At 57.2% G+C, this 10939-nt stretch carries 10 protein-coding genes; 8 read left to right on the top strand and 2 right to left on the bottom strand.

Annotation, left to right across the window (positions count from 1 at the left end):
• The first annotated feature begins 46 nt into the window (after positions 1-46).
• The 6 genes from JTM80_RS21435 to JTM80_RS21410 all read left to right on the top strand — a co-directional run bounded on the left by JTM80_RS21435 (position 47) and on the right by JTM80_RS21410 (position 5969).
• Positions 47-1723 carry a low-complexity tail membrane protein gene (locus JTM80_RS21435; protein WP_205370267.1) on the top strand — a complete coding sequence of 559 codons (1677 nt, stop codon included), beginning with the start codon at positions 47-49 and terminating at the stop codon, positions 1721-1723.
• A 287-nt stretch (positions 1724-2010) separates the two neighbouring features.
• On the top strand, positions 2011-2268 hold the full coding sequence (locus JTM80_RS21430; protein ID WP_172353412.1) for a hypothetical protein: 258 nt from the start codon (positions 2011-2013) through the stop codon (positions 2266-2268).
• A 423-nt stretch (positions 2269-2691) separates the two neighbouring features.
• Positions 2692-3453: a MinD/ParA family protein gene (locus JTM80_RS21425; protein ID WP_205370266.1), complete on the top strand. Its 762-nt coding sequence runs from the start codon at positions 2692-2694 to the stop codon at positions 3451-3453.
• A 168-nt stretch (positions 3454-3621) separates the two neighbouring features.
• Complete coding sequence (gene glsA / locus JTM80_RS21420) at positions 3622-4656, top strand: glutaminase A (RefSeq protein WP_172353410.1); 1035 nt, start codon at positions 3622-3624, stop codon at positions 4654-4656.
• A 222-nt stretch (positions 4657-4878) separates the two neighbouring features.
• A complete protein-coding gene (locus JTM80_RS21415) occupies positions 4879-5670 on the top strand; it encodes a YdcF family protein (RefSeq protein WP_172353409.1) in 792 nt (263 codons plus the stop codon).
• 8 nt (positions 5671-5678) lie between these two features.
• On the top strand, positions 5679-5969 hold the full coding sequence (locus JTM80_RS21410) for a hypothetical protein (RefSeq protein ID WP_205370264.1): 291 nt from the start codon (positions 5679-5681) through the stop codon (positions 5967-5969).
• Here the strand turns inward: JTM80_RS21410 and JTM80_RS21405 are convergent.
• Together JTM80_RS21405 and JTM80_RS21400 are read right to left on the bottom strand one after the other, a co-directional pair.
• Positions 5962-6186: a ferredoxin-thioredoxin reductase variable chain gene (locus JTM80_RS21405; RefSeq protein ID WP_172353408.1), complete on the bottom strand. Its 225-nt coding sequence runs from the start codon at positions 6184-6186 to the stop codon at positions 5962-5964. The genes JTM80_RS21410 and JTM80_RS21405 overlap by 8 nt on opposite strands.
• A 123-nt stretch (positions 6187-6309) precedes the next feature.
• A complete protein-coding gene (locus JTM80_RS21400) occupies positions 6310-8334 on the bottom strand; it encodes a PP2C family serine/threonine-protein phosphatase (RefSeq protein WP_172353407.1) in 2025 nt (674 codons plus the stop codon).
• A gap of 919 nt (positions 8335-9253) precedes the next feature.
• Here JTM80_RS21400 and JTM80_RS21395 point away from each other — a divergent pair.
• Complete coding sequence (locus JTM80_RS21395) at positions 9254-9685, top strand: NfeD family protein (RefSeq protein WP_172353406.1); 432 nt, start codon at positions 9254-9256, stop codon at positions 9683-9685.
• A gap of 159 nt (positions 9686-9844) precedes the next feature.
• A complete protein-coding gene (locus JTM80_RS21390; RefSeq protein WP_172353405.1) occupies positions 9845-10798 on the top strand; it encodes an SPFH domain-containing protein in 954 nt (317 codons plus the stop codon).
• The last annotated feature ends 141 nt before the right edge of the window (positions 10799-10939 follow it).

Raw genomic sequence — 10939 nt, 5'->3', positions numbered from 1 at the left:
TGCTGTAACACTCGCTGCTATCACGGCGAATACTCCGGTAAGCCTTATGCGATCCTTCTGGTCTGATCCATATCTCTGGGTTCATCTTGCAGGTCTGGCGGCAGTGCCCCTGCTGGTGGAGGTGTGCCTGGTGGGATTGGCGGTGGGTGATCCGTGGCTGCCCGTGTGGCTGGAGGTGTTGCTGGTAGCGGTGGTGGGCATTGCGCCCGTGCTGTGGATGCAGTGGAAGCGACCGTTTTGTATTTTTAGCCTGACCCCGCTGGCGCTGCGCCCCGATGCGCTGTCGGACGATCGGCGACGGATGCTGCATTTGTTTAAGGGAACCGAAGTGCAGGCGTTGGCGGGGTCGGCAGCGATCGCCCTGTTTCTCTTGCTCTGGCAACTGTTTCGCTTTGCGCCCGTGGCGACGGAAGCCGCCGCAACCCTGCCCCAAAACCGGGCGCTGGGCCTGCTCATTGCAGCCATCGCGTTTTTGCTGTGCAACCTGTTTGTGCAAGTGCCGCTGAGCGTGATTCGGGCGCTGCTGTCGAGCGATGCGGCGATCGCCCAGTTTGCACCCTATACGCCGGACGAAGTGGCGAAATCCTTCACGATTCCCGGCTTTCGGGTTAAGCAAATTGTGCCCGATTTGGTCGCCGCTGCGCCCCGCGTTCCGCCTGCAATCAAGCGCGATTCGCGAAGCAATCCCTACGGGAATCGCCCCCAGCCGCCCTCCGCTGCACCGTTGGTGGTTGACGAAGCGCTGAACGAGTCGCCCTGGGACGAATCTGAGCCTTCAGGGTCGCAGCCTCTCGCGCCGGAACTGACCCCAGACTCTGGCACTCCCGACCTTGCAATCCCGGAACCTGCAACCCCAGAACCTGCAACCCCAGAACCTGCAACCCCAGAACCGTCGCTGGAAACTTCCACCACTCTGCCTGAGCCGTTTTCTGAAGCGTTCCAAGCAGAGAACCCGCCTGAGAGAGAGGACTCGCCTGAGTGCTTCCAGCCCACGAGTGTTGTTTCGGAAGCCATTTCAGACGCACAAGCTTCGTCCGCACCCCTGTCAGATGCCGCAGCCGTGGTTTCAGAGACGATCGTTTCAGAAGTGCGGGTTTCCGCAAAGCCGCCAGACGGGGCCGCAGCGCCTTCAGACGCAGACGAGGGCATGGCAGAGATAGACGCGATGGCGGGGGCGATTGCCCAGGCAGCAGACCTGATTGCCCAGGCTCCCGAACCCCCCCCAGCAGAAGCCACGATTCTGGACACCGAAACTCTCAACCCTGGCCTGGATCTTGGAGACGATTTTGGGGGCGGTGTCGCTGCTGGGCTAGACGCTCTGGATTCCCTAGACGCGTCGGATTCCACCCCAGAACTCCCAGAACACCGAGAACTTATTGATGCCAGCGCGACAGAATTAACCCCAGAATTGACCCGCGACTCCGCAGAACCCCAAACCCTGGAAATTGTCGATGCCAGCGCTCTGTTGGCAAATCAGTCGATAGAGAAAACAGAGGAAACCACTGAGGGGGCGATCGCCCATGAGCAAAATTCCCTGGCCTCAGACCCCCTCTCCGCAGACACACCCAGCGTGGACGTAGAAGCGCTAGTCGCAGAGGCCCTGGAAGCGGTAGATGCCGAGCTGTTGCGTGAGCTACCCGATCCGCTGACCGATGTCAGCCTGACCGACGATGCAGCGTCCGAATTCGAGTCGCCAGAGCGCCCCCCCGCCGAGAACCCGTAGGCTGCTGCAAGATTTGAGTAAAGACTTAAAACTTGGGCGGGTCGAAGCTTGATCCGGCACAGCGACCGTGCTTCAAAGCACAACTCGCCCCAAAGAGTACGCTATGGTGAGAAAAGGAACAGGTTTAATCCTGAATCCTTGTGCTGCTTTTGTATGCGTTTGCATTGCGGTTACCTAGCTTTCTCTCTTTAGCTTCGTATCTTTGAGATTAAGTCTCTTGATCGTTCGCTGTGTTCTGCTCGGTTGATTGATTGCTGATCTAACGTTTGAGGCATTACTGAGATCCTATGACCAGCTCATCCACGTCTTCCAACTCGCTGCCAAATCCCTCAGTCTCAAATGACGAAACCATTTGGGAAAGCCTGAAGCAGGCGATCGCCTCTAGCTCTGGTTTCCAGCGCTGGCAGCTTGAGCGTAGCGACGAACAGTCAGCGGCTGAATTCGCAGCGGGCGATCCGCCAGTTGCAGGCGAACTCAGCACCTTACCCCTAGATCAGCGTGTTCGTCGCTACCTACGAGAAACGCTAGAAACGCTTGCCTATTGACTTTCTGAGTAAACTTCTAGAGCTTATCTAGGGCTTATCTAGAGCGATGTAAACCCTAAAAAGCGCCAAATACCGGACACGGTAATTGGCGCTTATTGCCATTGATAACAGTAGTTTATGGTTAAGGTCTTTATTAAGCTGACCTCATTTGAACTTGTATTGATCGTGCCAGGAATCTTGGGCAATCCCCGTGTTTGTTAATCATTTCTTTGGAATTTGTGTCCTGTTGTACTGAATAGTAACGAACTCGGTCGATAGCGGTGGAAAAACGGTAAAAAGGACTGATATCTTTGGCCAGATACTAGCTAGATTAAGGAAAAAATCTGCAATTAAAGCAAAATTAAAGCAAATTTGTATTGCAAGGCACACCTTGTTTGACTGCACTTCTATCTACTGAAAGTTATATGCTTTCACAAGCCTCCAATGCCTAAAGTCGTCTCGATCCACTCCTATCGGGGTGGCACTGGCAAATCTAATTTCACGGCAAACCTGGCAGCCGCGCTGGCGATGCAGGGAAACCGGGTGGGCGTGGTAGATACCGACGTACCCTCTCCGGGCATTCACAACATCTTCAGCCTGGAACCCGATGCCATGACCAAGACGCTTAACAGCTATCTCTGGGGAGAAGCGCCGATTGAGGAAGCCGCCTACGACGTGAGCGCCAATGCAGGCCTGTCTGGCGACGGAAAGGTGCTGCTGGTGCCCTCCAGCGTCAAAGCAGACGACATTGCCCGCATCCTTAAGGAAGGCTACGACGTAAAGCTGCTCAACGACGGTTTCCGCAGCCTGGTCAAAAACCTCCAGCTTGACTACCTGTTCATCGATACGCATCCGGGGCTATCGAAGGAAACCTTTTTGTCGATCGCCATTTCCCATGTGCTGATCCTGCTGCTGCGCCCCGACAAACAAGACTATCAGGGAACGGCGGTGGCGGTGGACGTGGCCCGACAGTTGCGCGTCCGCAAGATGCTGCTGGCCATCAACAAGGTACATAGCCGCCTCAACTTTGAAGCGCTGAAGCAGAAGATCGAAGAAACCTACGATGCTCCGGTGGCGGGCATCTTTCCGCTGTCTGAAGATGTGGTGCAGCTTGCTAGCGAGGGCGTGTTTTGCATGAAGTTTCCAGAGCATCCGGTGAGCCAAGAGTTTCAGCGATTGGCACAGCAGATCCAGGATACGGATTAGCGCGTGGATTCGGTGTTGCGGTCAATCCGCAAATCCTATCAATGTTGCGAATGCTGGACGAATCGCTTCTATACTCCCTCATGTTCAATTAAGAGTCGCTCCTTGTGCCAAGATTCGTCCCCAGGTTTATTTGAGGTCACTGTTTGAGGCAACTATGTTGAGGCAACTATGGTGAATATCGGAGACTTGAAATCGCTAGCAAACTCGATTCAGGCTGTGGCATCGCCATTTCGGGCTTATCTGAGCGATTTGCACGCAAAATACAAGCCTCTCAACACCGGAAAGGTTGCAGACTATATTCCAGAACTGACCCAGGCTAGACCGGAGTGGTTTGGCATCTGTGTCGTCACAACGGACGGGCGCGTGTTTGATGTGGGCGACTGCGATCAGGTGTTTACGATTCAGTCCATCTCCAAGGCGTTTGTCTATGGTCTGGCGCTGGAAGATCACGGCCGGGAGTATGTCAACAGCAAGGTAAGCGTGGAGCCGACGGGTGAGGCGTTTAATGCGATTGTGCTGGACGAAAAGACGAATCGCCCCTATAACCCGATGGTGAATGCGGGGGCGATCGCCACCACTGACCTGATCAAGGGAGACAGCGCCACCGATCGGCTCAAGCGAATTCTGGATATGTTCCTGCGCTACACCGGACGCAAAGAAATCGACATCAACGTGCCCGTGTTTCTGTCTGAAAAAGCAACCGGACACCGCAATCGGGCGATTTCCTACCTGATGCTGAACTTTGGCATGGTGACCGATCGCATTGATGAAACGCTCGATCTGTACTTTCAGCAGTGTTCCATCTTGATCAGCGCCCGCGACCTGGCGATGATGTCGGCTACGCTGGCCAACGGGGGCGTGAACCCAATCACGGGCGATCGCGCGATCGATGAGCATTATGTGCAGGACGTGATTAGCGTCATGCTGACCTGCGGCATGTACGACTATTCCGGCGAGTGGGCCTATCGCGTGGGGATGCCTGCCAAGAGCGGGGTCGGCGGTGGCATCACTGCGGTCGTGCCCGGAAAGCTGGGCATCGGCACTTTTTCGCCCCTGCTCGACGAGAAGGGCAACAGCGTCCGGGGTATCAAAGCCTGCGAAGACCTGTCCCGCGACTTTGGGCTGCACTTATTTAACGTCGCCAAGGCAGAGCGCGATCTCTACGACTGGATCGAGAGCCGCGACGTGCCAGACGGCTGGTAACTCTTGGCGGCTAGCTGGTCATTGAGGGTTAGCTATTTAGAGGGTTAGGTATTTAGGCCGTTAGATATCTCAGACAGAGCGTGACTTGAGCAGCCAGGACAGGAGCGAGGGCATTAGAGTAGTGGGTGATGGCGTATGGTGTGGTGAAGTGATGGCGTGATGGAGCCATCCAGCAATCTCCAACCCCTCGTTTCCCCTCTGTGTCCCAATCCCAAACCGCTCATGTTCCTGTTTCTTTCCAAACTCCTGCCGCTGTTCATTTACCCAGTTGGGCTGGCGTGTGTGCTGATGCTGGTGGCCCTGGCAACGCTGTGGAAGCGGCCGCGGCTGGCCGCAGTGTCTCTGGTGCTGGCGCTGGCCAGCCTGCTCTTGGGCAGCAATCTGCGGCTGTCCAACGCGCTGACACAATCCCTGGAGTGGCAGCATATTCCTGAAGGAGAGTTGCCGCGTGCTGGGGCGATCGTGGTGCTGGGGGGCAGCCTGAAGCCGCATATTCCGCCGCGCCCGTCGATTGATGTGATGGAGCCGGGCGATCGCGTCTTGTATGGAGCCGAGCTATATCGCCAGGGCAAAGCGCCGCTGGTGATTATGAGCGGCGGGCGAATTTATTGGAAAGGCGGCGGCCCACCCGAATCGAGCGACATGGCAAAGCTGGCGCAGGATTTGGGCGTTCCCTCCTATGCCATTCTGGAAGATCAGACCTCGCTCAACACCTACGAAAACGCCGTGAATGTGAAAAAGATTTTGCAAGAGCGGGGCATTCAGCAGATCTTGCTGGTCACGTCGGCGATGCATATGCCGCGATCGCTCAAAATTTTCCAAAAGCTGGGCATTGACGCAATTCCTGCACCCACCGACTTCTTTGTCAGCAATCAGGAACTCGAAGAAGTCGATAACTCTTGGCAGGCGATGATTCTTAATGTCATGCCCGATGCCGACCGTCTCCAGCAAACCACCCGCGCCCTCAAGGAATATATTGGGCTGCTGGTCTACCGACTGCGGGGGTGGCTCTAGGAGTGACCATGCCGGAACCCATCTTCTACCGCCGCATTCTGCCGCCCCCTGAAACCGAGGCGCAGGAAATCCTGCAAAGCCACTACGCAGCCTACGAGTTCTATCGCGAGGTGCGCTATCGCGAGGCCTTTGAGCAGTATTGCCAGTGGTACGCCGAAACGGCTGCCGAAAATCAGCGGGATCTTGCCCAGATGCAGCGGGAGCTAAATTTCTTTGGATGGCTGAACCGACGGTCGGACAAGCCTACCTTCCCTGAGCCTGAAACGGAAGTCTACGACTTAGGCTTGGATGCTAGCTGATGACCTCCAGCTCCGTTTCGCGCAGATGGGCTTTGAATTTTTTGGTGAACTGAACCAGGACTGGGAAGTTGGCGCTGATGGCTTTGCCCTGCCAAGTATTGGCCAGTCCGACAACTTCACCCTCCTGCCCTTTGAGGTCAAAGGGTTCGTTGCGATGTTCGGGATGGTGGTAAACAATGACTGATTCAGTCACCCGGACGCGATCGCCAGCCTTCATAGTGTTCCAAGGGTTTCAAAGAGTGTCTTATACAAAGCAGGCTGACTTGTAACAAGCCAGCAATTTCTGAGAGGTGCTTAGCAAAACAGCATCTCTCATCATCTCACAGGATGATCCTTCAGCCTAAGGCTGGGTGTTGATGGAATCCATTGGGTCGCGGGTTGCAGGCTGATCGACCGGGGCGCTGGGCCAGAGGCGCGGCGTTTGGCGAGTGTGCATCTGCCGCCAGATTTGCACACCTGCGGCTCCCAGCGTCAGCAGCGTGATGCCCAGCAGCAGCACCGTGATCCAGCGATCGCCCTTAGGACGCGGTTTTGCTGGAGTTGGCGCGTCGAGGGTGTTGTCAAACAGCAGGGCCCGCGAAGCCTGAGATAGCTCCACATCGGCATCCGGGGCGGGCTGGGGCATGGCGGTGGCGATCGCCCGCTCCGTCATCGTCGGGTCGAACACCGTCGGGTCGAACACCGTCGGGTCGAACAGTTTTGGAGCCTGCGCCGTCACGCGGCAGCGCATCACCACCACCGAGGCGTTGTCGTGGCCGTTGCGCTGGTTGGCGTGTTCCAGCCAGGTTTGCACGGCCTGTTGCGGCGTAAGTTGGTCATTGAACAGCAGTTGCGTCACTTCTGGCCCCAGGGCTTCGACCCAGCCGTGGTCGCTGAGGCCGTCGGTACACAGCAGCAGCACGCCGTCTTCGTCAATCATGAAACGCTGCACCGTGGGATAGAGGCGATCGCCTTCATGAATCCCTACGGCCTGCGTCAGAGCGCCTGCGTTGGGATACTTGCGGGCTTCGGCATGGGTGGCGCGAGACAGGCGCACCTCCCGCCCAGCCAGGTCATCGTCTAGCGTGAGCAACTGGCAGCGCTCCGGCGTAATCCAGTAGGCGCGGCTATCGCCCACATTGAGCAGATAAAGCTCCTGGGCAGTGCCACCGTTGATCCGCTGGGGCAGATGCAGGGCCAGGGTGAGGGTCGTGCCCATGCGCTGGCGCGACTGGCGCTGCTGGCTGTCGTTTTGGCTGGCGATGAGGTTGTTCACCACGCGGGCGATCGCCTCTAGCTGCTGCATCACCACGTCTGGCGACAGCACAGTGGTTTCCTCGGCCACTTCATACAGCAGCGCCCGCAGTTGCATCACGAGCGATCGCACAGCCATCTGGCTAGCCACCTCGCCGCCCGCGTGGCCGCCAATGCCGTCGCAGACAATGCCCAGCCCAGAGAGCAAATCGGGCGGACTCTGGAGCCAGGTGAGGCTGGTTTCTGCCGAGTGCTGGGCTGGCGGATAGCAGGCATCTTCGTTGTGGGCCCGCTGAGGGCCTGCCGTCGTGCCACCGGCCACCGCCAGCTTCAGCGCCAGTTGGGTCGATTGTTGCAGCAGCAGGTCGTTGAGCTGGAGGGCGATCGCCCGCAGTCCCTCTGGCGTGTCGGCAATGGGCTGCTGCATTTGCTCACAGAGCGATCGCACGGAGTCTGCCACCTGGATTTGCAGAGCCCCCAGCCAACCCAGCCAGCACGCCGCCAGATCCGCCAAGGACGGCTGACCCCCCGGATGCAGCCGATCGGGAATTAGCTCCCGCAGGCGTACCCGCCACCCCTCCACCCGCAAGTTGTCCGGCATCAGCAGACTGGCCGCCACGCCATAGTCGCGCAGCGGGGCCCACAGGTCGAGGATTTGCCACAGCCAGTAGACCTGACGAGTCGGAGACGCAGCCGCAAAACTGGGGGCGATCGCCGGAAGCAGTTTTCCGGCCCCGTCGATGGGCCCATTTTCCAGCAGCATCAGCCGTTGCCCCCCGTGCCAGCCAAAGCCAAACAGCACGGGCACATGCAGCCGATGGGGAAACAGGTGGAAATAGGGCAGCGCCTCCTCGGGCCAGGGCTGCGGCAGGTCGGGCGCAGCGGCGGGCTGCGTATCTAGCCACACCCTCGGAGACACGGCTCGATAGCGTCCCGACGGAGACACATGGGCCGGATTCACCCCCTCGCTCTGCCCGACAACCCAGAGATAGCGATAGGTCAGCGGCCGCCCACAGCGTTCACACAGCGATTGATCCGCAGGATTGTCGTGTTGACAATCTGCCTGGGCACACTGGATGCGGGTGGACAGCAGCGCCGTCGGACGACGCGAAGGAGGTGAAGAGGAGATCATAAGCGTGATAGAGGCGTTCGACGCTGAGCTAATTAACAGGGTCTATCAGACTGGGCGACGGATTGTGAATGCCTTGCCCATCGGGCACGATCCTCTAAATTCCCGACCAATCGTTAAGCCATCATTCAAATCTTCTGATTTTGGAACGGGGTCGTTCAAGATGGAATAAGTCAGGATAGAAGGGGAGTGAAAGGCATCTCAGCAAGCCCGACTAGGGCAGCCCTTAACTAGCCAAAGATAGCGCCAATTCCAAAAAACGCGACAACTCCGGTCGAATGTTGCAAACGTGGCTAGGCAGTGTCTTAAAACTTTCTAGGTCGTTGATTGCCTTGAGTCGATCCCCCTAAATCCCCCTTGTTAAGGGGGACTTGCGGAGTGGTTCGGCTCAGTTCCCCCTTTTTTAAGGGGGGCGGGGGGGATCAAAGGGTTTTAAAACACGCCCTAGATTCAAGCGGCTAGATTCAAGCGGCTGAATTCAAGCAGCTAGATTCAAGCGGCTGGGTTCAAACAGGCAGACGCTCAAACCCGCAAACCAATCCCCCAATCCGAGCGCGTCCCAGGGTTTGTGCAGACGTTACCCAGATTTCACGCAGAACCGGCTGAAACATTGCCACCCGCAGTCTGAACCCAGCGGCTCGTTCAACGGCCGTCCATCTGGAATATTGCCAGCGTTTTTTGTAGCTATCCGTAGTATCGAAAGTGTCGTAATGAACCCGTGACAGCGACGTGTTGGATTTAAGCGGGGACGGTTGCATTCCTTGCATTCATGTCCTCTGCATAACCCTCTGCTCCTAGAAACATAGTCCTCTTCGTCAACAGAGTCTTTTCGTCCACAGAGTCTTGTTGAAAAGTCTCTCAACCAAGCGTTCTCCTGGCTTTCTTCTTGTATCGTTTGTCCTTCTCTCTCGGATAACGGCTGATGACCATGAGTCCTAGCGTGATTTGGCTAATTGCAGGCATCGTCCTCTGCATGATGGAGGTCGTCCTGCCGACCGCGTTCGTGGAATTTGTGATGGGAATTAGTGCGCTGATTGTTGCCTTTGTGGCGCTGTCGGTGCCGCAGGTTAGCCTTCAGGTAATTCTCTGGCTGGTGCTGTCGGTGTTGCTGGTGGTGCTGTCGCGCCGATTCATCCCGCAGCGGCGATCGCGCTTGATCGAAGATTCTCACGAAGCGCGGACGCTGACCTCGATTCCCCCTGGCGAAACGGGGCGGGTGATCTACGAAGGCAACTCCTGGCAGGCCCGGTGTGAGGACGAAAATCTGGCGATCGCCGCCGATCAAAAAGTGGTGGTGGTGGAGCGTCGGGGCACGACGCTCATCGTGTTGCCAGAGCATCTGGTGCGCCAATGAGGTCAAGTCATTGGGCAAGTCGCTTGAGGGCAAGTCGCTTGAGGATAAATCGCTGAGGGCAAGTCGCTGCGGATGAATCGCTGCGGGTAAGCCGCGGATTGGTTTCTCTAATCACATTTGGATTCACATCAGATTCACATTGGATTTTGGAGGTTTTGCATGGAAAGTTTTTTCGCCGCTCTGATTGCGCTGGTGTTGGGTACGGCTGGGCTGTCTAGCTCTGTCAAAATTGTGAACCAGGGGAACGAAGCCCTGGTCGAACGCCTCGGCAGCTACAACAAAAAGCTGAAGCCCGGTTTGAACTTTATCCTGCCCTTTGCCGATCGCATCGCGTTTCAGGAAACGATTCGGGAAAAGGTGCTGGATGTTCCGCCCCAGCCGTCGATTACCAAGGACAACGTTTCGATTACGGTGGATGCGGTGGTCTATTGGCGGATTGTGGACATGGAAAAGGCCTATTACAAGGTGCAAAATCTCCAGGCGGCAATGGTGAACCTGGTGCTAACCCAGATTCGCGCCGAGATGGGCAAGCTGGAGCTAGACGAAACCTTTACCGCGCGATCGCAGATTAATGAAATCCTGCTGCGAGAGCTAGACACCGCCACCGACCCTTGGGGTGTGAAGGTGACTCGCGTGGAACTGCGCGACATCGTGCCGTCGAAAGCGGTGCAAGAGTCGATGGAACTGCAAATGTCCGCTGAGCGACGCAAGCGGGCGGCGATTTTGACCTCGGAGGGCGATCGAGAAGCAGCCGTGAACACTGCCCGAGGCAAGGCGGACGCGCAGGTTCTTGAAGCAGAGGCAAACCAGAAAGCCGTCGTGCTGCGAGCCGAAGCCGACCAAAAAGCGGCTGTGCTGAAGGCCCAGGCCGAGCGCCAGGCCGCCGTGCTAAAGGCTCAGGCCACCGCCGAAGCCATCGGCATCGTCACGCAAGCCTTGAAAAACGACCCCCGCGCGATGGAAGCGGGACAGGTTCTGCTGGCGCTGGGCTATCTCGATATGGGCAACACCATCGGCAAGAGCGACAGCAGCAAGGTGATGTTCATGGACCCCAAGAGCATCCCCGCCGCGCTGCAAGGCATGTTGTCGATGGTGGACGAGAAAGAGGGCTAGGGATTCAGGGTTTGGGGGGCAGCCGCCTTGTGCTGAACGGCATCAACCGGCATCAAATAGGCTGTAGCAAATAGGCTGTAGCAAATAGGCTCTAGCAATTATAGATAGGCTGTAGCAAGTCGGCTGTATTGTAGGGTGCTG

The organism is Thermoleptolyngbya sp. PKUAC-SCTB121 (genome assembly GCF_016919485.1).
Taxonomy (GTDB): Bacteria; Cyanobacteriota; Cyanobacteriia; order Elainellales; family Elainellaceae; genus Thermoleptolyngbya; species Thermoleptolyngbya sichuanensis.
This window is presented reverse-complemented; position numbering and strand designations above follow the sequence as displayed.

Bases quoted from the DNA above. Each gene is read 5' to 3' on its own strand.
- JTM80_RS21390 (WP_172353405.1), top strand. From the start codon at position 9,845: ATGGAAAGTTTTTTCGCCGCTCTGATTGCGCTGGTGTTGGGTACGGCT.
- JTM80_RS21430 (WP_172353412.1), top strand. From the start codon at position 2,011: ATGACCAGCTCATCCACGTCTTCCAACTCGCTGCCAAATCCCTCAGTC.
- JTM80_RS21410 (WP_205370264.1), top strand. From the start codon at position 5,679: ATGCCGGAACCCATCTTCTACCGCCGCATTCTGCCGCCCCCTGAAACC.
- JTM80_RS21395 (WP_172353406.1), top strand. From the start codon at position 9,254: ATGACCATGAGTCCTAGCGTGATTTGGCTAATTGCAGGCATCGTCCTC.
- JTM80_RS21435 (WP_205370267.1), top strand. From the start codon at position 47: ATGCGATCCTTCTGGTCTGATCCATATCTCTGGGTTCATCTTGCAGGT.
- JTM80_RS21415 (WP_172353409.1), top strand. From the start codon at position 4,879: ATGTTCCTGTTTCTTTCCAAACTCCTGCCGCTGTTCATTTACCCAGTT.
- JTM80_RS21400 (WP_172353407.1), bottom strand. From the start codon at position 8,334: ATGATCTCCTCTTCACCTCCTTCGCGTCGTCCGACGGCGCTGCTGTCC.
- JTM80_RS21405 (WP_172353408.1), bottom strand. From the start codon at position 6,186: ATGAAGGCTGGCGATCGCGTCCGGGTGACTGAATCAGTCATTGTTTAC.
- glsA (WP_172353410.1), top strand. From the start codon at position 3,622: ATGGTGAATATCGGAGACTTGAAATCGCTAGCAAACTCGATTCAGGCT.
- JTM80_RS21425 (WP_205370266.1), top strand. From the start codon at position 2,692: ATGCCTAAAGTCGTCTCGATCCACTCCTATCGGGGTGGCACTGGCAAA.